The sequence below is a fragment of the Catenulispora yoronensis genome, assembly GCF_039531695.1.
GTDB classification, from domain to species: domain Bacteria; phylum Actinomycetota; class Actinomycetes; order Streptomycetales; family Catenulisporaceae; genus Catenulispora; species Catenulispora yoronensis.
Genome location: NZ_BAAAQN010000029.1, coordinates 79,509 through 103,183, shown reverse-complemented (window position 1 = coordinate 103,183; position 23,675 = coordinate 79,509). Strand labels below are relative to the sequence as shown.

General features: G+C 70.1%; 14 protein-coding genes and 1 pseudogene. 8 read left to right on the top strand and 7 right to left on the bottom strand.

From position 1 onward, the window contains the following. The first annotated feature begins 4 nt into the window (after positions 1–4). Positions 5–1,333, top strand: a complete 1,329-nt coding sequence (locus tag ABD481_RS23500; protein WP_344667896.1) for an MFS transporter — start codon at positions 5–7, stop codon at positions 1,331–1,333. Then, positions 1,249–3,165, top strand: a complete 1,917-nt coding sequence (locus ABD481_RS23495; RefSeq protein ID WP_344667895.1) for a HEAT repeat domain-containing protein — start codon at positions 1,249–1,251, stop codon at positions 3,163–3,165. Before ABD481_RS23500 ends, ABD481_RS23495 begins: the two co-directional genes overlap by 85 nt. Here ABD481_RS23495 and ABD481_RS23490 read toward each other — a convergent pair. The 3 genes from ABD481_RS23490 to ABD481_RS23480 are packed head-to-tail and all read right to left on the bottom strand — an operon-like array spanning position 3,065 to position 5,220. Further along, positions 3,065–3,811 carry a response regulator gene (locus ABD481_RS23490; protein ID WP_344667894.1) on the bottom strand — a complete coding sequence of 249 codons (747 nt, stop codon included), beginning with the start codon at positions 3,809–3,811 and terminating at the stop codon, positions 3,065–3,067. The genes ABD481_RS23495 and ABD481_RS23490 overlap by 101 nt on opposite strands. Further along, positions 3,808–5,076 (bottom strand): sensor histidine kinase, encoded by a 1,269-nt coding sequence (locus ABD481_RS23485; RefSeq protein ID WP_344667893.1) that lies wholly within the window; start codon positions 5,074–5,076, stop codon positions 3,808–3,810. Before ABD481_RS23485 ends, ABD481_RS23490 begins: the two co-directional genes overlap by 4 nt. A 9-nt stretch (positions 5,077–5,085) precedes the next feature. Further along, entirely contained in the window at positions 5,086–5,220 is a 135-nt protein-coding gene (locus ABD481_RS23480) for a hypothetical protein (protein ID WP_344667892.1), read from the bottom strand. Here ABD481_RS23480 and ABD481_RS23475 point away from each other — a divergent pair. Next, a pseudogene (locus ABD481_RS23475) lies at positions 5,219–5,761 on the top strand (ABC transporter ATP-binding protein); the annotation flags it as partial. The gene ABD481_RS23480 and the pseudogene ABD481_RS23475 sit on opposite strands and share 2 nt — an antisense overlap. Positions 5,762–6,369: 608 nt before the next feature. Further along, entirely contained in the window at positions 6,370–7,419 is a 1,050-nt protein-coding gene (locus tag ABD481_RS23470; protein WP_344667891.1) for a hypothetical protein, read from the top strand. Positions 7,420–7,437: 18 nt separating this feature from the next. Here the strand turns inward: ABD481_RS23470 and ABD481_RS23465 are convergent, their stop codons facing one another. From ABD481_RS23465 to ABD481_RS23450, 4 genes are all read right to left on the bottom strand, one after another. Next, positions 7,438–7,866, bottom strand: coding sequence for a hypothetical protein (locus ABD481_RS23465; RefSeq protein ID WP_344667890.1), 429 nt, complete (start codon positions 7,864–7,866; stop codon positions 7,438–7,440). 101 nt (positions 7,867–7,967) lie between these two features. After that, positions 7,968–15,029, bottom strand: a complete 7,062-nt coding sequence (locus ABD481_RS23460) for an RHS repeat domain-containing protein (protein ID WP_344667889.1) — start codon at positions 15,027–15,029, stop codon at positions 7,968–7,970. Positions 15,030–15,451: 422 nt separating this feature from the next. Then, complete coding sequence (locus ABD481_RS23455; RefSeq protein WP_344667888.1) at positions 15,452–16,024, bottom strand: DUF4240 domain-containing protein; 573 nt, start codon at positions 16,022–16,024, stop codon at positions 15,452–15,454. 118 nt (positions 16,025–16,142) lie between these two features. Beyond that, complete coding sequence (locus tag ABD481_RS23450; protein WP_344667887.1) at positions 16,143–17,222, bottom strand: hypothetical protein; 1,080 nt, start codon at positions 17,220–17,222, stop codon at positions 16,143–16,145. A 189-nt stretch (positions 17,223–17,411) separates the two neighbouring features. On the opposite strand from ABD481_RS23450, the gene ABD481_RS23445 reads away from it, so the two are divergent. From ABD481_RS23445 to ABD481_RS23430, 4 genes are all read left to right on the top strand, one after another. Then, on the top strand, positions 17,412–17,924 hold the full coding sequence (locus ABD481_RS23445; RefSeq protein WP_344667886.1) for a SigE family RNA polymerase sigma factor: 513 nt from the start codon (positions 17,412–17,414) through the stop codon (positions 17,922–17,924). A 74-nt stretch (positions 17,925–17,998) separates the two neighbouring features. Next, complete coding sequence (locus ABD481_RS23440; protein ID WP_344667885.1) at positions 17,999–18,889, top strand: hypothetical protein; 891 nt, start codon at positions 17,999–18,001, stop codon at positions 18,887–18,889. Between the two features lie 275 nt (positions 18,890–19,164). Beyond that, on the top strand, positions 19,165–20,505 hold the full coding sequence (locus ABD481_RS23435; protein WP_344667884.1) for a Tim44 domain-containing protein: 1,341 nt from the start codon (positions 19,165–19,167) through the stop codon (positions 20,503–20,505). Between the two features lie 163 nt (positions 20,506–20,668). After that, positions 20,669–23,674: a CHAT domain-containing protein gene (locus ABD481_RS23430; RefSeq protein ID WP_344667883.1), complete on the top strand. Its 3,006-nt coding sequence runs from the start codon at positions 20,669–20,671 to the stop codon at positions 23,672–23,674. Position 23,675: the final 1 nt, after the last annotated feature.

Here is a 23,675-nt window from a genome sequence, read left to right as displayed (position 1 = left end):
GATCGTGCCAGCTGTGTCCCCCCGCCGGGCGTTCGCCGCGCTGTGGGCGTCCCAGGCGTCCTCGAACCTCGCCGACGGGCTGCTGGCGGCCGCGGCGCCGCTGCTGGTCGCCACCCTGAGCCGGGACCCGCTGGTGGTGGCGGGCATGACGGTGGTGCAGTTCCTGCCCTGGCTGATCGCGACGCTGCCGGCCGGCGCGCTGGCCGACCGGCTGGACCGGCGCCGGATCCTCACGGCCGGCAACTGGCTGCGCGCCGCGGGATTCGCGCTGCTCGCGCTGTCCCTGGCGAACGGATGGCGGCACGTCGCGCTGCTCTACGCGGCCGTGTTCCTGGCCGGCTGCGCCGAGACCCTGGTCGACAACGCCGCGCTGACGATTCCGCCCCGGCTCCTGCCGCGCGAGCGCCTGGAGCGGGCCAACGGCCGCCTGTTCGCGACCCAGTCGGTGATCAACACCTTCGTGGGCCCGCCCGCCGGGGCGGCGCTGTTCGCGGTGGCGGCCTCCGCCGCCTTCTACACCGGCGCCGCCGCCTTCGCGCTGGCCGGGCTGGCCGCGTTCGTGCTGCCGGCGCTGCGCCCCACGAGCGAGGAGCAGGAACGGCGCCACTCGACGCCGACCACCATCCGCCAGGACATCCGGTCCGGCTGGACCCACTTCTGGCGCCACGGCCTGCTGCGCCGCGTCGCCTTCATCTCCGCCGCGATCAACTTCTTCAGCTCCGCCACCGGCGGCCTGCTCGTGCTGCTGGTCACCGGCCCGTACGGGATACCGGCGTCGCGGTACGGGCTGTTCATCGCGGTGCCCGCCGCCGGGGCGATCGTCGGCTCGCTGCTGGCCGAACACGTCGTGCCCCGGATCGGCGGCGGGGTGACCACCTGGCTGGCCGCGCTGGTCCCGGCGGGCAGCTATGCCGTGCTCGGTCTGGGGCACAGCACTCTGCTCGCGCTGGTCGCGATGTTCTTCGCGGCGGTGGCCGGCTCGCTGAACCAGATCGTCGTCAGCACCCTGCGTCAGGCGGCGGTCCCCGACGAGCTCCTCGGCCGCGTGACCGCCGCCTACCGGCTGGTCGTGCTGGGCGTCGTCCCGCTCGGCGCCCTGGCCGGCGGCCTGGTCGGCAGCCGCTTCGGGATCCGGGCCCCCTTCGTCGCGGCCGCCGTCGGACTCGTCCTCGCCGCGCTGCTGCTCGCGTCGCGGATCACCGCCCAGGCCCTGCGCGACGCTGAGCTGCCGACTGGTTCAATGCAGCCATGCGTATCTCGCGAATCCGCGCCTTCGCCCACCGCGATCTCAGAGGCCTGCTCAACGGCGGCGGTGGGCGGCGGGACGTCCTGATCCTGGACCACATCGAGCAGGTGGCCGCGCTGGTGGCGGAACGGACCGGCGGCGACGCCGAGATGGTCGCGGGCGTGTATGTCTATGGTCTGGTTCGCTGCGGGACGTGGAAGCCCGATCTGCTCGCGGCGGCCGGGTTCGCGCCGCGGCTGATCCTGATCGCGGAGGCGACCCGTCTGCACCCGAGTACGCACCACCGTTTTCCGGCGGCCGTGGTCGCGAAGGCCGTTCTGATCAAGGAATGTATAGACGTGGTGGGCGGCTATCCGGCGCCCACTCCGCAGCGGCGGGCCGAGAACCGGGTCCGGGCCGACCGGCCCAGGCTGGTCGTGGCCGATGCCGAGCTGGTCGGGAAACTGATAGCGGATCTCGGTCATCCGGATGAGGAGACCCGGTTGTACGCGACCTACGCGCTGGCCTGGACGCGGTCGGCCGCGGCTGTCGAACCGCTGGTGGCCGCTTGGGAGCGGCTGCGGGCCTCGGACGATCCGGAGAACGCGAAATGGGAGATCGGTTCGGTGCGCCGCGCCCTGAGCAGATCGCTGGCCGCCGACACCCACCTGGCTCTGGCGTTGCGGTTGACCGACCACGAGGACCCCGGCGTGCGGTGGACGGCCGTCGAATTCCTGCGCACGGTCGACGATCCGGCGGCCCGGGCGGCGGCGGTCCGGCACGAACTCCAAGTGCTGCATCCGTACCTCGGACTGGCCGACACCGATCCGGCGCTCACTCGGCCGGAGGCGATCGGACGGCTGGTCGAGCTGCTGACCGGGAAGCCGGACAATTTGCGGGTCATCGAAGCGATGGAACGTATCGGGGACCGGACTTGCCTGTCGGCGCTGACCAAGTCGCTGGGCTGGAAGGTCGCGGGCTCGGTCCAGACCCGGGCCGACGAGGCGATCCGGGCCATCGGCGGCACCGACGCGCTGGGTCGGGCCGCGCTGGCCGTCGTCCGGGATCCGGAGGCCGACCCCACGCGGGCCGCGTATCTGGTCGGGCAGCTGGGACTGACCGAAGCCATACCGGATCTTCTGGCCATTCTGCGAAAAGGCCGCGCGGGATGGAGCACGGCCGCCGCGGTGCTGGCGGCGTTCGGCGTCGTGGAGGCCGCGCCCCGCATCGGCGAGATCCTCGGGCGGATCTTGCATCAGTCGTCGAAGATACAGTCGCCGCTGATCCGCTACCTGATCCGGCTCGGCCCGGAGCCCGCTGTGGACGTGCTCATCACCGCCGCGCGGACCTCGCGGGACAAGGAACGCGACCTCGCGATGGATGCCTTGGCGCGGTGCACTGATCCCCGGGCTGTCGAACTCGTGGTGAGCGCGATTTTCCATGACGTGATCCGGATGGCGCTGGTCCGGCCGTTGGCCGAGCGGGGAGACCCGCGAGTCGTCGACGCGTTGATCCATGTGGTGAACACGTCGAAGGACCGCCGGATCCGGGAGGTGGCGACGCGGGGGATCCAGCGCGCCGCGCAGGTCGATCAGCAGGCGGTCGATGATCTGATGCAGCGTTTCCACTACGGACGCGGGCCGCGGACTGCGGTGGCGTGGCTGGAAGGGCATCGCGCGACGCCTCGCACGGGGCAGTATCCGCTGAGTGCGCTGTCGCAGGCATGCAAGGACCTTGATGAGCGGGTTCGTGCGCAGGCGGTGAAGTCGTTGGCCCTGATCGGCACGCCGCGGGCTTTCAATCTCCTTCGCACTCTGGAGGACGATCCGAGCCGCCATGTCAGAGCGTGTGTCGCCGGGGCGCTGCTGGCTGAGGCTGCGGCTGAATCTGGGGCTGGGGCTGGGGCTGGGCCTGAGTCCGGGGCTGAGTCTGCGGGCTGACCAAGGCATTGTCGTAGGCGGCGATGACCAGCTGAGCCCGGTCGCGCACTTCGAGCTTCATCAGCAGCCGGCCGATGTGCGTCTTCACCGTGGACAAGCTGATGTGCAGCTGCCCGGCGATCTCCGCGTTGGACAGCCCGCGGCCGATCAGCGTGAGGACCTCCCGCTCGCGATCGGTGGTGTCGGTGAGCGCGACGGGCGGACGGCGGTCGGGATCCGGGCGGCGGGTGAACTCCTCGATCAGGCGGCGGGTGGCGCTCGGCGCGAGGAGCGCCTCGCCGGCCGCCACCACCCGGATCGCGGCCAGCAGGTCCGGCGGCGGGGTGTCCTTGAGCAGGAAGCCGCTGGCCCCGGCGTGCAGCGCGGCGAAGACGTACTCGTCGACGTCGAAGGTGGTCAGGATCAGGATCCTGACATCGGCGGTCGCCGGCTCGGCGGTGATCCGCCGGGTGGCCTCGATGCCGTCCATGAACGGCATGCGGACGTCCATCAGCACGACATCCGGCTGATGCGCGCGAGCCGCTGTCACCGCTTCGGCACCGGTCCCGGCCTCGCCGACCGCCGTCAGATCGGGCGCGGATTCGACCAGGAGGCGGAAGCTGCCGCGGACCAGGGCTTGGTCGTCGGCGACCAGGACGCGGATCATCGGGGCTCCGGGGGGTGGGGCTGGGACAGGGAGTCGGGCTGGGATAGCGAGTCGGGCTGGGGCAGCGAGTCGGGCCGGGCCAGCGGGAAGACGGCGGCGACCCGGAAGCCCGGCCGCCCGTCGGACGGCGGCTCCGCGTCGACCCGGCCACCGTACATCTGGACGCGTTCGCGCATGCCGACGAGGCCGTGGCCGGTGGTGCCGTTGGTGTCGTGCGCGCCGGATCCGCTGTCGACAATGGTCAGGCATAGCCCAGATTCCTGATATTCGATGTCGACGTCGCAGGTCCCCGCGCCCGAGTGCTTGATGACGTTCGTGACCGCTTCCTGCACCACGCGGTAGGCCGCCAGGTCCAGCCCGGCCGGGACGGCCCGCCGGGTCCCGCGCACGGTCAGCTCGACCTGGACGCCGGCGTCGGCCGCCCGCCTGATCAGCTCACTGATGTCGGCCAGCCCGGGTGCCGGGGCCAGCCCTTCGTCGTCGCGCAGTACCCCGAGCAGCGCCCGCATCTCCCGCAGGGCGCCGCGGCTGGTCTCCTGGATCGAGGCCAGCGCGCGCACCGCCTCCTCCGGCTGCTCGGCGGCGACGTAGTTGGCGACGCCGGCTTGCACCGCTATGACGCTCATCGCGTGCGCCACCACGTCGTGCAGCTCACGGGCGATCTCCAGCCGCTCCTCGCTCTGGACCCGGCGGGCCTGCTCGATCAGCTGGTTCGCCGCCTCCTGGACCTCGCGTTCCCGCAGCCGGCGCTCGGCGGCGGCGTAGGCGCGCTGCTGGCTGACCGCGTAGCCGATGGCCCAGGCAGTGGCGATGCAGGCGATGCTGATCACCCGCGCCGGGACCGGGTTGCCGTTCATGGGCGGCGCGGGCGGACAAGCCACGATCAGCACGCCGAGCGCGGTCACCGCGAGGCTGCCGAGGAGCAGCCGCAACGCCTCCCGCCGCTCGTATCGCAGAGGGATGAGGTACATGACGTAGGCCGTGGCGAGCGCCGGTGCCGGCTCGGTGCTCCGTGCGAGGACCAGCGTCCCGGCCACCGTCATGACCGCCAGCACGGCCCGGGGCCGGACCCGGCGCCACCCGGCGGGCAGGATCGACGCGGCGACGATCACGGCGTCGACCGGCGGCGGGCCGTGCATCCCGGCGAGCTCCCGCCAACCGAGCGTGGCCACCACCGCCAGCATCGCCACCACGACCCAGTCGAGCGCGATCCAGTGCCGCGGTCGCAGACGCGTCAGCAGCGGCGGGCCCGCGGAGTCGGTCATGTCCGCACCCTAACCGCGCAGGTCCTCGGCCCGCGTCAGACCGTGGTCCGACACCGGCGTCGCACCACGGTGCACCACCGTGCCGCCGACCGTGTCCCCGGGGCCGACGCCCCGACCGCCGCCCGACGGCGACCGTGGGGCCATGACCGAAACCACCCCTCCTGTGCTGGAAGCCCGGGGCCTGGGCAAGCGCTACCGGACCCGCCGAGCCCTGGCCGACTGCACCCTGACCGTCCCACCCGGCCGCGTGGTGGGCCTGGTCGGCCCCAACGGCGCCGGCAAGTCCACCCTCCTCAACCTGGCCGTCGGCCTACTACGCCCCACCGAGGGCCGGATCAGCGTGTTCGGCGCACCACCCGCCGCGACCCCCGCACAGATGGCACGAGTCGGCTTCGTGGCCCAGGACGCTCCCGTCTACGCGAACCTGACGGTCGCGGACCACCTTCAGCTCGGCGCGCGACTGAATCCGGGATGGGACGCGGCATTCGCGTCCGCGCGGATCGCCGCCGCAGGGCTGCCGATGAAGGCGAAGGCACGCACACTGTCGGGCGGTCAGCGGGCGCAGCTGGCGCTGACGGTGGCCGTGGCCAAGCGCCCCAGCCTGCTGATTCTCGACGAGCCGGTCGCCGCGCTGGATCCGCTGGCGCGGCGTGAGTTTTTGGACAGCTTGGCGGAGGCTGTCGCGGGCGGTGGTGTCGATGGTGCTGGCGGCGGTGCCGAGGGTGCTGGCGGCGGCGCGAACGGTCATGGCGGCAGTGGCGACGGTCCTGGCAGTGATGCCGAGGGCGCTGGCGGCGGTGCTGGCGGTGCTGTCGGTCATGCCGAGGGCGCGGGCGGTCGCGCCAACGGTCATGGCAGCGGTGCCGATGGTACTGGCGGCGGTGCTGATGGTGCTGTCGATCATGCTGAGGGTGCAGGCGGTCGCGCCAACGTATCTGGTGGCGGTGCTGATGGTGCTGGTGCCGACAGGCATGCCGATGGTGCAGGCGGTCGCGCCAATGATTATGGCGGCGGTGCTGGTGTCGGCCAGGTCGGTCGCAGTCAGGTCGGTTGCAGTCAGGTCGGCAGCAGCCAGGTCGGCGGCGCCGGAACCACCCGCATGACCGTCGTGCTGTCCTCGCACCTGGTGTCCGACCTGGAGCGGGTCTGCGATCACCTGATCATCCTGACCGCGGCGCGGATCCAGGCGGCCGGTGCGGTGACCGAGCTGCTCGCGGCGCATCGTGCGGTGGCCGGTCCGGCGGCGACCGTCGAGGACATGGTGCTCGCTGCCTTGGCCGAAGGCGGTGCCCGATGATCTGGCTCGCCTGGCGTCAGTTCCGGGTCGCCGCGTTCGCGATGGCTCTCCTGGCCGTCGCCGTCCTCGGGACGCTCGTGCTCACCGGCCCGCACATCGCGCACCTCTACTCGGTCAGCGGCCTCAACCACTGCGTATCGCCGGACGCCTGTTCCCAAGCCCGCGACGCCTTCTTCGGCGCCATCAAGTCCGACGGCTCGACACCGGTCGTCTATTTCGCCCTCATCGCAGTGCTCTACCTCCTTCCGGCGCTGCTCGGCCTGTTCTGGGGCGCCCCGCTCCTCGCCCGCGAGAGTGAGGCCGGCACTTTCCGGCTGGTCTGGACGCAGAGCGTCACCCGCCGCCGCTGGCTCGCCGTCAAACTCTCGGTCGGCACCGCCGCCGCGATCGTCCTCACTACCGCGCTGTCCTGGGGCATCACCTGGTGGTCCAGCCCCATCGACCGGGCGGCGCAACTTCCCGGCGGCCAGGACGACGCGCTGCCCAACCACTTCAACCCGGTGGTCTTCGGCGCCCGGGGCGTTGTACCGGTGGCCATCGCAGTGTTCGGATTCCTCGTCGGCGTCACCGCCGGCCTGCTCCTGCGCCGCACCCTCCCCGCCGTCGCCGCGACCCTCGCGATCCTGGCGACGGTCCAGGCAACGGTCCCGATGGCCGTGCGCCAGAACTACGCGACCCCCGACCGCACCACTGTGCCGCTCGTCGTCCAATCCCGGCCCGGCCTGCAACTCCAGATCGTGGACTCCAGACTCACAGTCCGCATGCCGGTGGACCTTCCCGGCGCCTGGGTCACCTCCGTGAACCTCGTCGACGCCACCGGCACCCCCTTCCACGGCCTCGCCCCGCAGGCTTGCGAAGGCATGTTGGAAAGCCCTGACTCATGCTTCGCCGCAATCAACGCTCTGCATTTGCGACAAGCTGCCGAGTACCAGCCGGGGGACCGGTTCGGACGCTTCCAAGGTGAGGAGGCGGCGCTGTATGCGCTGCTGAGCATTGTGCTTGCCGGGCTGTGCTTCTATCGGATCCGGCGAATGGTGCCGGCGTAATGGTCGCGATGTCGTGAGCTATTGCCGGGAGAAGTGGCAGTATCTCTCGTGGTCCACGTGTCCGATCTGAGCCGCGAGGCCGAACCTCCCCTTCACCTGGGCGAGCTTCAGCGACTCGAAGGTCGAATCGGCGGCGACCTCCACTGCGGGCGGATCAGTGACCGAAGTCCAGCCCGCGCCCTTGTACAAGTTCCACCGGGCGGTCCCCGAATACTGCGCGACGAGGTCGCCCCGCAGCGGGAAGCCCGCGACCTGGGCGGATCCGTCCGGCTGGAGCCGCATCGTCGCACCGCAGTCGGAGGTCCAGCTGCCCTGGATCTCCGACTCCGAGACCGGTTTCCCGTAAGCGTGGTAGTCGTCCCCGCCTCCGCAGGCGGCGATCGCGGCCACGACAATCACCGACATCGCCAAGGCTCGCGAATACCTGATGCTTGCCCACCCCTTCACCGGCCCCATCATTTCGTCCCATCAATCAGCCCTGATATACAGACACTGCCGCGAGAGTGTGGGTACACCCTCGCGGCAGTGCGGGAAACCTGTTCGGCTACTTATTTATCGCAGCCTCCCGCGAATGAGAAAGTCTGCGTGAAGTTGAAGGTCTGATCCTTCTCGGACATCGAGCCGAGCGGGAACATCGCGTTGAAGCCGGGGGTGAATCCGTGCTGCCAAAAGCTGGTGTACCCGATGACCGGCGGCCGGGCGGCGGAGGTCGCCGTCGACGCGTTCGAGGTCGTGAAGTTGACAGTCGCCGTCGACGACTGGCGGTCTATTCCGATGACCTTCCAGTCCATGGTGTAGGAGCCCAGGTACGCCACGGTCGAGTTGTCGGTGAAGTCTGTCTTTAGCTTGCCGAAGCTGCTGAAGAGGTTGCCGCCGAGTGAATGGTTCGCTTTGTCAGCATAGCCCACGCCGATCGCGCCGCTGGCGATCTGGCACGCGATCTGGTTCTTGACGCCGATCATCACCTTGCTGTTGGAGAGCTGTTTGGTCGGGCCGTCCCCGTCGCCGAAGGTTTCGCTCTGAGGGCCGACCCCGAACAGCCAGTTGTAGCCGAGTTCCCATCCGTTTTCCGGCTTGTTGAAAGCTCCGTAGCCGGTCAAATGGTTCAGGACTCCGAGGCCCAGACCGTCGACCTTGAACTGAAGCGTCCTGAAGGACAGGACGGCACCGAAGAAAGCTCCCACCCCGGTGCCGTAGGCGTCGTCGGCGATGGCGCTGAACGTGCCGCCGCCACCACCCGTTCCCGCCTCGTAGGAGGCGATTTTGTTCTGTGTCGAGGTCTTGGTGGGATCGCCGATCATCTTGCCGTACCAGTTGTTCGGAATATCGCCCCGGTAGATGGCGAGCGCGGCCTGGCACCTGCTGTCGCAGGTGTTCACCGGCTGAGCGGCCGCGGGCTCGTCGTACTCGCCGCCCATGCAGGTGCGCTTGGCGAAGCCCTGCAGGCCGGCGCACGGTGCGGGCGGGGTGAATCGCGGCGGAGGAGCGGTGTTGCCGTCGTCGTCGGTGGCGCGCAGGCCGCTTGGGTCGCTGTTGCTGACCGGATCGTTGCCCGCGTAGGAGTAGCCGCCCATCGACTGGGCGTTGGTCGACTGGAACACCGGGTCGGAGGAGACGAACCGGCCGGTCGCCGGGTCGTACTTGCGGGCGCCGACGTCGACGAGCGAGGTCGACGCGTCGGTGGTTTTGCCGAGGAAGGTGTGGTCGTCGACCCAGGCCGGGCTGGTGGTCTGGTTGATCGGGGTGCCGCGGCTGTCGCCGAAGGGCTTGGTGTAGCGGCGGGCCACGATCTTGCCGGTGGCGGCGTTGACGGTGGTGCCGCCGGTGCCCTGGTTGTTGCTGACCTCGTAGGTGGTGGTGCCGTCGCTGGTGACGACGATCTCCGGTGCTCCGGGGTAGCTGTAGTAGCGGGTGGTCGTGACCTTGGGCCCGGCCAGGTGGACCTCCACGCTGCCCAGGTAGAGAGTGGTGCCCGCGGTGGTGCCGCCGGTGTCGCGCCGGACGAGTTGGTTGCCGTCGGCGTCGTAGAGGTAGTCCGCCGTCGTGCCGTTGTTGTTGTCGACGTGCTTGAGGCGGCCTTCGGCGTCCCAGGTGAGCTGCTGGCCCAGCACGGTGCCGTTGGGTCGCAGGGTGCTGTTGCCGGCGCCGTCGTAGGCGTAGTTGTCGGTGGCTCCGCCGGTTTTGGTGATCTGACTCAGCAGGTGCGGGCCGGTGCCGGGGTTGGTGGCGCCGCCGGTGTTGACCGTACCCGGCGCGGCGTAGCTGGAGGTGCGGGTGATGTTGTTGGTGGTCACCCCGGTGGGGTCGTGATCGGTGACCGAGGTGCGGTTGCCGGTTTGGGCGTCGGTGCCGTTGTAGGTGTAGGACTGCCAGTACCGGGCCGGGCCGCCGATCTGTGTGGTGGAGCTGGCATCGGTCGGCGGGTTGTTGGCGGTGGAGGAGGCGCAGGAGCCCAGGGCGCCGGTGGCGGTGGTGGGGCTGTTGGGGTTGGTGGTCGCCGACGGCGACTGGTCACCGGAATCGGACCAGGCATTGGTCAGGCGGCTGGCGTAGTCGTAGGTGTAGCACTGGATGTCCCGCTGCGCCGGACCGGGGTTGTAGGACCCTGACACCGACCAGTTCTGGAGGTCCGCCGTGGAGGTCAGGCGGCCCGCAGCGTCGTAGGCGTAGGAGACTTCGTCGATGCTGTAGGTGTTCAGCTGCGTCGGGTTGACTGTGCTCTGACCGGCGGTGGTGTCGACGAACGTGTTGGTGACGCGGCCGGTGGCGGCGTCGAACAGGTTCTGCTCGACGATCTGGAACGGGTAGTCGCCCAGCGTCCGCGACAGGATCTTCCCGTCCCGGTCGTAGACGGTGTTGGCGAGGTAGTCCCCGTCGCCGCCGGTAAAAAGCAGGAGGCCGTAGCGGTTGTAGGAGTTGTAGATCGTCTCCGGCCCGATTCCGGCATTGGGAACGGCCGGGGTGTCGATGTGGTCGAGCAAGCCGGTCATCGCCGTGTAGTAGTTGTTGGTCTGGTAGGTCCCGGCCAGCGCGCCTTCGCTGCTCGGGATCGTGACCTTGGCCCCCAGCGGCCGGTAGTCGGTGTCGTAGCCGGTAACCTGCTGCTGGTAGGCGTTGCCGCCGGCACCGCCCACGTACCGGGTTGAGGCGTCGGTCTGCCCCTTGTTCCCGGCCGGGTCGAAGGTCCACTTGGCCAGCTGCGCGGATCCGGAGTTGACCGCGGCGGTCCAGACGCTCGGCAGGGTGCTGCGATCGGTGACGGTGCCGCCGTCGAACTTGCCCGTCTTGCGGCCGAGCGCGTCATAGCTGTACGCGAGTACGCGTCCGCGGCCGTCGGCGGTGGCCAGCAGCAGGCCGGCGTCGTCGGAGTAGGTGGTGCTCGCCCCGGTGTCCGGGTCGTTCGTCGTCACCCGGTGCCCGAGCAGGTCCGACACCGTGGTGGTCCAGGTGTCCGAGTTGGTGGCGTCGGTGACGGTGGTCGTCTTGCCCTCGTTGCCTCCGAGGTTGTAGGTGAGCCCGTACTTGATGATGTCGGCGTCGCCGGCGTTGCCGGTCGGGTTCAACGGGCTGTTCTTGTAGGTCCACACCGCGGTGGTCCGGCCGCGGACGTCGGTGAACGTCGAGGTCGCCGACGCCGGACCGGTACCGCCGGTGCCGGACGGGCCGGTCGCGTCGATGCGGTCCAGCCCCGGGTAGGAGGTGGTGGTGACGGAGCCGGGAACGGTGGATCCGTTGTGCTTCTGCGTGACCGTCACCGGACGGGACATGCCGTTGAAGGTGGTGACCGTCTGCGCCGGCAGGTTGTCGTTCCAGGACGCCCACACCCCGGTCGTCGTCGAGGCTCCCTGGTCGTAGTACGGCAGGTTCGTCTCCATGACCCGGCCGAGGGTGTCGAAGCGGGTGTTGACGATCATCCGGCCGGTCGACTCGTCCTGCGGCGGCGACTGGGTCTGCACCACCTCGCCGAAGCCGTCGACGATGCTGTAGGTGACCGCGTAGCTGCCGTCCTCCAACAGCGTCTTGGTCGCCGAGTATCCGTTGGGCTGCGCGGGCTGCGACGGGGTGGCCAGGTGCGGGGTGGTCCCGTTCAGCTGGTAGTCGAAGCCGAGGTTCGGCGAGCCCTGGTGCGAGGACCACGGCCGGTCCGGCTTCCACACGCCCTTCAGCCGCCCCAACCCGTCGAACATCTCGGTGGTGAGGTGCCCGTTGGCGTCGGTGGACGTCTCCGGTATGCCACGGCCCTGATCCAGCGTCGTCGTGGTGGCCCAGCCCAGGGTGTTGGTCACCTTGTACCCGGTGGGCAGGGCGCCGCCGGTCGGTGCGTAGTCGGTGCGGGTGGTGTGCTGGTCGGCGTCGGTGGCCGAGACGATGCGGCCGTAGCTGCCGTCGAAGACACCCGAGGTGGAGCTCCAGGTCTCGGTGCTCGCGTCGCCGGTGATGTCCTTCGCGGTCTTCACCGTGGTGGGATCGCCGACCCCCGGCAGCGCGCCGGGCGTCGGGGAGTTGTCGTACAGCGTGACCGAGTCGGACACCAGATTCGCCTTGGTGTAGGCCACGTCGTAGCTGCACGGCCCCAGCACCGTCGCGGTGTCCGACTCGTAATTGGACCGCTGCGCGTTCGAGGGCTGCGAGGCGTACTTGGAGATGGTGCACAGTTCCTGCACCGTGCCGTCGCCCTTGTCGTCGGACATGATCAGCCGGCCGTTGCCGCCGGGGGTGCCGGCGGTCCAGTTCGGCAGGGTGTTGTCGTAGCTGTAGTCCACCTCGCTGCGCCGGATTCCCGTGCTGACCTTCTGGTAGCTCACCGACTTCGCCAGATGGCCGAAGTGCGCCCGCTGCATGGGGAGTCCGGTGCCCCGGTTGTGCACGGCGGTGACCATGGCGCCCCATCGCGGATCGCTGCTGGTCGGGTCGACCGGCACGCTCACCACGTCGGACACCACGGTGCCGCTGGTCGCCGAGGCGTAGGTCTGGACTTCCAGGACCTGTCCGGCCAGCGAGTTGTCGTCGCGCAGACCCGGGTCTCCGGAGTGGAACGCGTCACCGTGGCCGTCGACGACCCAGACGTTCTTGTTGGCGTCCTGGAACGGATAGCTGGCGTTGCCGTCCTGGTCCATGCCGCGGAAGTAGGTGGTGACGGTCTTGGTGTTGCTGCCGTCGGCCTCGTTGCCCGCCACGATCTGGACCTGTGCGTACCCGCGGAACTGGTCGAAGGTGCGGTACTGGGCCTCGGTCTGCTCGGAGTCGTTGGTGTGCCACACCGGTGTGCCCAGGTAGGAGTAGTCCACCTGGCGCATCGGTGCCAGGAGTGTGTCGTCGTACCGGGTCACCGAGGTCACCGTGTACTTGTTGAACCAGTCCAGAACCGGTGCGGTCCCGCCGGGGATGGTCCAGTACTCCGGATAGCACCGCGTCGAGTTCGCGGTGATGGCCGGCGCGGTCGAACCCGGGCACAGGGTGCTGGGATCGGCATAGCTGACGTCGACCTCTGATCCGGAGGTGTCGGTGATCGCGTCCATCCGCAGCCGGTTGTAGTCGGAGGCGTTGTTGGTGGCGTTGAACGAGTGGGTCGCGGCCCGGTTCGGGAGGAACTGGCCGTAGGTGTAGACCGTCGGATCGTCGGTCTTGACGGTGGTGCCGTCCTGGTTCACGACGTAGCCGCTGTGCTTGATCCCGGCCAGCCACAGCGTCGGCTGGTTGCCCGAGGTGGAGGGGTCGGGGACGGCGTTGAACTGGTGCAGCAGCGTGTACACGTCCACCGGGCGGTAGGCCGAGCCGGTCCAGACGTTCGTGGCCACCGTGCTCAGACGCTCGGTGTTGAAGAACGAGGGCGACAGGTCGGTGCATTTCGCGCCGCCGGCCGTGCCGTCCTTGGTCCCGGCCGAGGTGCAGGCCAGGTCCCAAGGCGTGTCCACGAACGCCGGAGCGTTCGCGGCGTTGATGCCGGTCTGCGCGATGCCGCCGGCGACCGGCACGGTGCCGGCCGGGCAGCGGCTGTCGTGCCCGGCCTGGCTGGTGTCGCTGATGCAGCGGGCAGCCGGGGTGAAGACGGTGCTGACCGCGGGGTGCACGGCGGAGTTGTAGTAGTCCTCGGTGCGCCAGCCGTAGTCGATCTGAGTGAGGAATCCGCCGGCCTGGTACTCCGTCGGACTGCCGGCCGTCCCACGCAGGTAGAAGTTCTCCTCCCGGGCGTAGGTGTAGCGGGTCAGGTTGTGGTGCGGGTCCACCACGAAGTCCAGATTCCACCGCCATCCCGTCCGGCAGTTCGTGGCCACCGCGGTGGTCGGGTTCGCGCAGTTCGCGCCGCCGGGGCTGCCGGTGCCGAAGACCGGCAGGCCCCACGCCGAGTAGGTGACCGGCTCGGTCGAGCTGTTGGTGCCGTTGTCGGCCTGGGGGAGGCGGTTCGCGCCGAAGTAGTACTCCGTGCCGTCGGTCGTGGTCAGCTTCCAGTAGGCACCGCCGTCACCAGAGTTGCCGTTGGAGGCGCCGGTCAGCTGCTCCACCCGCGTGCCGTCGTCGCCGGCTATCCGCCAGACGCCCGTGGTGTCGTCGTGGACCAAGGTCCCGCTGTGGCCCGGGAGCGACAGGGTCGCGTTCGGGATGCCCCAGCACTGATCGCTGGAAGTGGGGAAGCCGGCTTTGGAGCACGGCTTGTAGGAACGCTCGATGAAGCCGGGGTTGTAGTCCCAGCCGTCGCCGGCCCACGAGCCCTGCGCGTTGGCGGCGGACGTACGGCCGTCGACGCTTCCGGAGTCGTAGGAGAGCCCCACGGTCGGGGTCAGACCGCCGAGCGCGGCAGGCATCGTCATTGGATACGAGTAGGTGAAGGTGCCGTTGCTGTTCCCGCTGTTCCACAGATCGGAGGACTTCAACGAGGTCGCGTCGTAGGTGCCGTTCATCCCCGAAGGGGTGGAACTGGCTGCCAGCACCATGGGCGCGGCCGTTCCCTGGGACGTGGCCGCACCCTGGGACGTCGCCGCAGCGGTTCCGGTCGGGGTGCCCGCCGGCACGTCGACGGTGGCGACGAGCTTGTGGTTCTCGCGGTCGTTGCGGAACGCGACCGGCGTCCGCGTGCGGCACGCCGGGTCGTCCGGCGTGGTCAGCGAGCAGGCCGGCAGGGCGAACAGCGCCAGCCGGTCGCCGAAGGCGCCGCCGTAGGCGTCGGCGAATCCGGAGTAGTCGAGCGCGACCGTGGCCGGTGCCGGGGCGGCACCGCCGTCCGCCCGGACCAGGGTGACGGCCATCCCGGCGATGCCCGCCCGCTGCGTGGCCGGGTGCGCCGCGACGCCCACGGTCACCTTCGCGGCGGGCGTCGCGGCCGCGACGGCTGAGGCCTTCGCCGCACGCTGACCCGTGGCTGTCTCGGCCGTCTCGGCCGTCTCGGCCGTGGCGGCCGGCACGCCGATGCTCACCGGCAGACCCGGAACCGCCGCCAGGCCGGCTCCGGCGTCGGTGGCCGCCCCGGCGGCCAGCGCCTTGGGCGAGACGGCCGCCGGCGACAGGTCCACCGTCGCGGTCGCGGCTGCCGGCCAGACGGGATCCGGGGCGTTGTAGCCCGGCAGGCTCTGCGGCCCCGATTGCTTCGTGGCCGGCCCCTTCGCGGACGGCACCGGAGCCATCTTCACGACCGGCCGCGGCTGCCAGATCTTTCCTTTGTGCGGTTGTCCCGCTGCTTCCGCCGGCGCTGCCACCAGCGGGACGACCATCGCGATCGCGGCGAACACCGCCGAGCCGTGTTTGACGCGCCTGAGCCTTCGTTTCGAGCCTGTCGACGTCGGAGAACGCCACGCTCCCATAGGGAACCCCCGCTAAGTCCGTACCGGACAAGGACCCGTCGGCCGGGCCGGCACCGACGGCCGGGGAAAATTATCAAAGCTCTGCGATGCCGTCGATCATCCCGCGGGTCCGGAGGTCGCGACGGTAACGATTACGCCGGTGGCGGGTCGCTCCCCACGGCGCGGTAGTCGTCATCAGGATTATTAGTCGCTCGACGTTTATAACGATCCTGTGAAGCGGGGATTCTGATGCCGGGCTAGCTCGAAGCCCATCCCGCCGCGTTCGCGCATGTCTCCCGGCTGATCCCCGACCCGGTCTCCGGGTACGACCCGAACTTCCTGTTGTGCACGTGTGCGAACAGGTAGGACATGGCTTCGAGGTCGCAGTCGATGACCGCGAGGCGCGGGTTGGCGGCGACGGCTGAGTAGTAGTCGCGGCCGACGGCGAGGATGAAGGCGCGGGCGTAGAGGAAGCCGTCGTCGGAGCCGTCGGTGACGGCGTGGAGGTCGGCGCGGTCGAGGTCGTGGAGTTTGCGTTCGACGACGCGGTCGAGGTCGGTGAGGTCGGCGGAGGACAGGTCGACGCACAGGCCGGTGAGGGTGTCGATGAAGGCGTCGGCCGCGGCGTCGACGACGAGCATGAGGCGGCGGCCCTCCTTGTCGTCCGAGGACGACTGGTCGGTGTCGATCAGGGGCCGGGTGATCAGGGCGCGCCGGGCCGCGTGCACCGTGTCGTCGGCCTCGGACCAGGCTTCTTCGACGAGCGCCCAGAGGCGGTTCTCCTCGTCGGCGGTCGGGATGCGGTGTTCGGGGGCTGCGGCGGTTGTCATGCGGGAAGCCTAGGAATCGGCACTGACAGGCGCGGCTTCCCCCGGCCTGTCCATCGGCCAGGGGAAGCCGCTCGGCCGCCGGCTGTTCTCAGCGGCCGTCAGACGTTTTCCGAAGCCGTCAGGCGATCGGCGTGAGTTCGAAGCCGAACGTCGCCCCGGCGGCGTTGGACGCCGTCCCGACGATCACGCCGTTGTTGTTGATCCCGTCGGCGGTGAGGAGGGTGAAGCCGGATCCGGGGGCGATCAGGGTGTTCAGGTCGGTCGCCTGGCCGTTCTGGTAGACGAACGCGTCGCCGTTGCCGCCCTGCCCGACGATGACGCCGCCGTCGTTGATCGCCTTCGCCGAGGCGTCGCCGCCCTCGGTGCCGGGCCCGCCGGTGGCCGGTGCTTCGAGGTCGGTGACCGTGCCGTTGGCGAACAGCACCGCGTGGGCGTTGCCGTCGGCGTTGAGGATGTCGGCCCCGACCGCCTGCCCGGAGGCGTTGACCGCCAGCGCCTCGGAGGTGAGGCTGCCGGGCAGCTGGCCGAGGGTCCGGACGGTGCCGTTCTGCCAGGCGGCGGCCTGGAAGTCCGACGTCCTGGTGTCCGCCTGGCCGACGATCAGGCCCGCGTTGTTGACGGCGATCGGCTCGACGTCGACGCCCCCGTTGGGCAGCGTCGGCAGCTTGGTGACGGTGCCGCCGCTGATCGTGAAGCCGACCTCGCCCCGGAAGGAGCCGAAGCCGGTGATCAGGCCGCTGTCGTTGATCGCGGTCAGGGCCGGGGTGGCGACCAGGTTCTGGAGCCCGAGCTGCGCGCCCAGATCCGTCGGGGCGCCGGTGGCGGACCACCGGACCGCGGACTCGGCGCCGGTGGTGAACGCCGTGGTGGTGCCGACGAGGACGCCGGCGGCGTTGATCGCCTCGGGGCTGGAGGCGGAGTTGGTGTTCGCCGGATCGCCCGGCGAGCCCAGGAACACCATCCTCGTCGCGCCGGCCGGCAGCACGAAGCCTTCCTGCGTCCGCGCCCCCGGCTCGGTGGCGTCGCCGAAGACGTCGCCGTTCTTGTTGATGCCGAACAGTTGCGTGCCTGCCGTGCCGACGATGGTCAGCTTGTATCGCGGGGCCGTCGCCGCATGGGCCGGCGCGACCGCCGCCGGTCCGGCGAGCGCCGCCGCCGCGGCGACCCCGCCCAGGACCCGAAGACGTGCACGAGTCATCGATTTCACCCTTTCGTGGAAAGGTGGAGCCGCGGCCAGCCGTTCCGACCGCGGTTTCGACCTCGTGAGCTGATACGGAGCGGGGTTACACCGTTACCGGGCTTACATGGTTACCGCATGCCATGGACCGCTCACCCGAAATCCATGTGCGACAGAGTGCGGACCCCACAGCGTTGACTAGGCATGAGGATGAGACGACCGGGAGCAGATCCAGACGACTTCCGGGCCTTCGTCGCCGCCAGCGCGGGTCAGCTCTACCGGAGCGCGTGCCTGCTCGCCGGCGGCGACACCCACCTGGCGGAGGACTTGGTCCAGGAGGCCTTCGGCCGCGTCTACCAGCGCTGGTCCAAGGTCGTGCACCTCGACAACCCCGTGGGCTACGCCCAGACCACTTTGGTCAACACGTTCATATCGACGCGCCGCAAGCGCAGCAACCACGAGCGGCCCGGCCTGGAGGCGGTCGACGCCGCCGCCCCGGACACCGATCCGACGCTGCGCCTCTCCCTGCTGGCGGCCCTGCGCCAGCTCACTCCGAAGGACCGCGCCGTGCTGGTCCTGCGGTATTGGGAGGACCGCAGCGTCGAGGAGACGGCAGCCGCGCTGAACCTCTCACCGAGCGCGGTCCGCTCCCGCTGCGGCCGGGCGCTGGCCCGGGTCCGCGACATCCTCGGCGCCGACTTCGCCGTGCTCGCGCACTCGTAGGCGCACGCCGGCGGCTGCGCCTCCTGCGGCGCTCCAGAACCTTCCCGTCCAGTTCCAGAGAGGCAGAACCCACAGTGTCTGTCAGCGACAACGACCACGGCTACGGCTACGGCAACAGCTACGGCGGCGACAACGATCGCGCCGACGAGTTCGCGCGCGCCCTGCGCCACACGGCCGACGGCTTCGAATCCCCCGAGCTCCACACCCTGCATGCCGGCGCCGTGGCCCGCGGGCGCCGCCTGCGCCGCAACAGCGCTATCGGCATGGGCCTGTCGGCGGTCGCGGTGCTCGGCGTGGCCGCCGCTGTGACCAGCGCCCTGGCCGGGCTGGGCTCCGGCTCCTCCGGCGGCTCGGGCTCGACGTCGGCCGCCGGCGGTGCCGACGCCGCCAACCCGGCCAATGCGGCGGCGGCCAACAACGCCGCCGCGGCCGGCGCGGCGGCCGCCCCGGCCCCGGCCCGCACCGCGGTGACGACCTCCGCCGCCGCCACGACCGACCTCCCCGCGCTGCTGAAGAAGGACCTCCAGCAGACCCTCCCGTCCGGCGTCTACGTCATCGCCGTCCAGGCCTCGACCCAGGACCACACCGCCAAGGTGCACTGGAACTGGTCCGAGGACCCGACCGGCCTCGGCGGGACGGTCGCCGTGACCCGCCCCAGCACCCCGACCACCTGCGCCTACTTCCACGAGATCGCGACCGAGAAGCACAACGCGCAGCCGGACTGCACCGTCACCCCGCTCCCCGGCGGCGGCTCGTTCCTGAGCATGCAGGAGCAGGGCAAGACAGCCCTCCCGACCTCGCTCTACCTGAACACCTACACCTACTTCCGCCCGGACGGCCGCGAGCTGACGCTCTACCAGATGCAGTACGGCTCGAAGGCGTCCCGCATCTCCGAGGACCAGGCGCGCACGATGCTGACGTCGCCGGTGTGGGACTCGGCGGCGGTACAGGTCGGGGCGAAGTAGGGCGGGACGAAGTAGATAGAAGTTGGTAGAAGCAGGCAGAAGCAGTTCGGATCGGCAGGACTGAAGTGAGGGAAGTGGGCCGTGCGACGCGGCACGGCCCACTTTGTGGCGAAGATCACCTGATCCTCCCGGAGCGGCCGTTCGGCTCCGTTTCCCGAGCCATGGACGCGTCCGTCAAAGCAGGTCGCGGCGGTTCGAAACCGCTTAAGCCCTTGGCACCAGGTCTTATTGGCGTACCTTGGATTGAGGTGTTTCTGATTCCGAGGGGGATCCAGGTGCGTATCGGGCGTCGGTTGTTCGTACTCGCAGCGGTTGCTGCGCTGAGCAGTCCTGCGGTGGCGCAGGCCCGCGGCGGTGGCGGCGGCCACGGCTTCGGCGGTGGTGGCGGCGGCGGTGGCCACGGCGGTGGCGGCGGCGGGATCCACGGCGTGGGCTTCGTCGGCTTCGGCGGTGGCGGGGGCTCCATCGTCCTGCTGGTGATCGTGCTGCTGGTCGTGGTCCTGTGGCTGGCGTTCAAGGCCAAGAACGGGGGGTCGAAGCGCGGTCTCAACACGGGGTCGGACCGGGCTGCCCACCGTGCGGACGAGACGGCCCGCCAGCGGGCCACCCAGGTCGAGGCCCGCGTCGAGGCGCTCGCCGAGACCGACCCGAGCTTCGCCCTCGAACCGCTGAAGCAGCGCGCGGTCTGGCTCTACACGACCGCCCAGCGCGCCTGGACCGCCCGCGACCGCGCGACCTTGCAGCAGATCCTGTCCCCGGTGCTCTACGTCAAGTGGGACGAGGAGCTGCGGGACTACGAGTCGCGCGGCGAGGTCAACATCGTGGAGGTCGTCTCCGGCCCGGCCGTCGAGCTGGTCAACCTCGCGAACCGGTCCGGGGAGACCAACGACACCGTCACCTTCCGCATCACCGCGACCCTGCGCGACCGCGTGCGCCGGGCGAGCGGCTACGACGCGGTCCGCAAGGACAACTCCTCGCGCCCGGTGGAGTACTGGACGCTGCGCAAGGACGGCTCCGGCGCGTGGATCGTGTCCTCGGTGGAGCAGGCGGCCGAGGGTGCGCACCACCTGACCGACGCCATCGAGACCGACTTCTGGGACCAGAAGGCGGTCGCCCGCGACGCCGTGCTGGAGGTGGCCGAGAACGTCTCGGTGCCGGGCGTGACCGACGTCCTGTCGCTGACCGGCATCTCCTGGAGCACCGACGCCGACGCGGCGGCCGGCGACCTGAGCCTGATCGACGGCCGGTTCGACAAGGCGGTCCTGGAGGTCGCCGTCGAGCAGTTCCTCGAAGAGTGGGCCATGAACGACGGCAGCCTGGACTTCACGTCCGTGCGCACCGCCAACCGCACCGTGATGCGCAAGGCCACCATCGGCCGCGTCGAGGTGCGCGCGCTGGTCTCGCGCGAGCCGATCGTCGTCCGCGTCGTGGTCGACGCCGAGGGCTTCTACTACGAGGTGGACCGCCGGACCGAAGAGGTACTGCTCGGCGACGCGCACAAGCGCCGCCCCATCGCCTTCAGCTTCGACATGCGGCTGGACGGCCCGACGGCGAAGGGCTGGACCGTGATCGCGGCCGATACGGCGCAGCCGGGGACGCGGCTAGTCGGGTCGTGACCCGGTAGGCCGCGTGGGTACATCCTGCGCGTGAAGGTTCTGATTGTCAGTGATCGATCCGGTTCGGGTCCGCCCCTTAAGGGGCGGACCCGAACCGGTTTGAGCCTCGGCGGCCGTCGTCCTCCGGCTAGCATGACGGAGAAGCCCGGTGAGGGGAGAACCGATGGCGGACGATGAATCCCTGGCCGACGTGCGCGCCGCCGCGAACGAGGCGGTGACGGTGATACGTCAGGCCTCGAAGGAAGGGCAGCCCGAGCCGATCGTCGAGGCCATCGGGGCGTTGTCCCGAGCGCTTGTGGCCGATGGGGACAGGCGCGGCCGGTACCTGATGAACATCGGGTCGGCGTGCATGGAGCTGTACGGCATCGTGGGTGGCGAGGAGCCGCTGTACAAAGCGCTGATCGCTTATCGGGCAGCGCTGGCCGCGGAACCGGGCTCGGCGATCAACGCCTCCAATCTCGGGATCTGCTTGGTGCGCTGGTTCGAGCGGACCGGTGAGCTGGACAGTCTCGCCGAAGCGATCGATGTGCTGCGGCTGGCCGTCGACGCCGGGAAGGATCGCCCCGCTTCGGCGGGGTACAGCTCGAATCTCGGGCTGGCGCTCACCCGGTGGGCCGAGCAGACCGGTGATGCCGACGCGGCGCGCGAAGCGGTCGTCGTCCACGCGGCCGCGGTCCGCCGTGCTCCGGATGCCGCCGCCGACCAGGCGGCGATGCTGTCGAATCTCGGCATGGCGCGGATGGCTGTCTATCGGCTCACTGCGGAGGCCGATGAACTGGGGCTCGCAGTGGAGGCATATTCCGCGGCGGTGCGCACAGTCCCGGCCGAGGACCCGAACATGCCGGGCTGTCTTGCCGGGCTCGGCGGTGCTCTCACCGCTCTGGCGGCGGCGGCCGGCACGGTGCGGCCTCGGATCGACGCGATCGAGGCGCTGCGGATCGCGGTCCGTTCGCTGCCCCGCGAACATCCGGACCGGCCGATGTTCCTCGGCCAGCTCGGTGGTTCCTTGCAGCTCGCCTTCCTGCACAGCGGTGACACCGCCGCGCTGCGCGAGGCGGTCGCGTGCGGACGCGAAGCCGCGGAGCTGGCCCCCGAAGGCCATCGGGACCGAAAGGTCTACCGGGCCGGACTGGCGGTCCTGTTGCGCAACCAGTACGAGTACACCGGCGACGTCGCGGCCCTGGAGGAAGCGAGATCGCTGTTGGCGGGTGTCCTCAGTGACGAGTCGTGGGATCGTCGGGACCGGCTGAAGTGGAAAGGCGACTTGTCCAGCGTCCTGCATCGTCTGGGCAGACGCCACCGCTCGGTACCGCGGTTGGCCGAGGGGGCCGCTCTCTTGCGGGAGGTCCTGGAGGAGATCGACCCGGGCGACCCGGAGCTGGTGATGTACCTGGGCAACCTCGGTTCCCTGCTGGGCAGCCTGATCGACATCGAGTGGGACCGGGCGCTGTACCTGGAAGCGGTCGAGGCCTTGGAACGCGTGGTGCGGTTCAGGCTGTCCGAAGGAACCTCCGACAGCCATTTCAACCTTGGCACGCTGTACCAGTCGGCCTACCAGCACGACGGTTCGCCCGAGGCCTACGAGCAAGCGGCCGCCGCCTTCTCGGCCGCCGCCTCGGAGCCCAGGATCTCGCCCCGGACCCGGGCGACGGCCGCGCATTATCTGGGCCGGCTCCATCTCGGCGCCGGCCGTCCCGACGCCGCGCTGGTCGGCTACGAACAGGCCCTGGACCTGATGGATCTGGTCGCCTGGCAGGGATTGGCGCGGGAGGACCAGGAACGCGGCCTGGCCGATTTCGCCGGGCTCGCGAGCGCCGCGGCCGCCTGTGCTTTGGCGATCGACGCCCCCGACCGGGCGTTGGCCGTCCTGGAACAGGGTCGCGGTGTGCTGATCGGCCAGGTGCTGGAGAGCCGGAGCCGGCACGAGGAACTGGCCGGGCGCGAGGCCGAACTGGCCCTGGAACTCGAAGCCGCGCAGAACGCGATCGACCAGGCCGAGGAATCGGAGTCGCCGACGTTGGACCGGCAGCGGCTCCTGGTGCGCCGGGACGAAGTCCTGGACCGGATCCGTTCGCGCCCGGGGTTCGACCGTTTTCTGCGGAGTCCCGATCCGGCCGGGCTGCGGTCGGCCGTCGGCGACGGCCCCGTCGTGACGCTCAACATCTCGCCCTCGCGATGCGACGCCCTCGTCACGACCCGGGAGTCGACCGGATCGGTCGAGCTGCCGGACTTGACGAGCTCCGACGCGGTGACTCAGGCCAACCGCTTCCTCGAAGCGGTCAATGCCAATGGCTGGGGTACGAACGACGTCATCCGCGAGGCCCTTGCCTGGCTGTGGGAGACGACGGTGGCCCCGGTCCTGGACCACCTCGGATTCGGCCCGGCCGAGAGCGCGCGGCTTCCGCGACTGTGGTGGGTGCCGACCGGGGCGCTCAGTGTCCTTCCGATCCACGCAGCCGGTCACCACGGTCGGGCGGACGGGGACGCCCGGTCCGCGCTGCATCGCGTGGTGAGCTCCTACACGCCGTCGTTGCGGATGCTCCGCCATTCGCAGGACCGGGCCGGTGTGCCCGGAGCCTCGTCGCCGTCTCCATCGCCGTCTCCATCGCTGGTGGTCGCGGTCGGTGCCGGCGGCGTGCCGCTGGTGCATGCCGAAGCGGAAACGGAAGCCGTGGCCGCGCTGCTGCCCGGTCAGGTGCTCCGACTGACCGATCAGCAGGCGACGAAACAGGATGTGGTGGACGCGATCGTGCGTTCCGGGTGGGTGCACTTCGCCTGTCACGCGACGACCGACGCCGTCCGGCCGACCGAGGGCTGCTTGCATCTGTACGACGGCGACTTGCGGATCCGGGAGATCACCGGACTTCGGGTGCCCCATGCCGAGGCCGTGTACTTGTCGGCCTGCACCACCGCGTTGGGCAGCAGGCAGCTCCCCGACGAGACGATCCACATCTCGTCGGCGTTCCAACAGATCGGCTTCCCCACGGTGATCGGCACGCTGTGGCAGGTTCCCGACCAGGCAGCGGCGCGGACCGCGCAAAAGATCTATGCCGCGCTTCCCGGGATATCCCCGGCGTACGCGGTCAATCACGTTGCGCGTAGTATCCGAGCCGAGTATCCGAACACCCCTTATGACTGGGCAGCGTTCGTGCACAGCGGATCATTGTGAG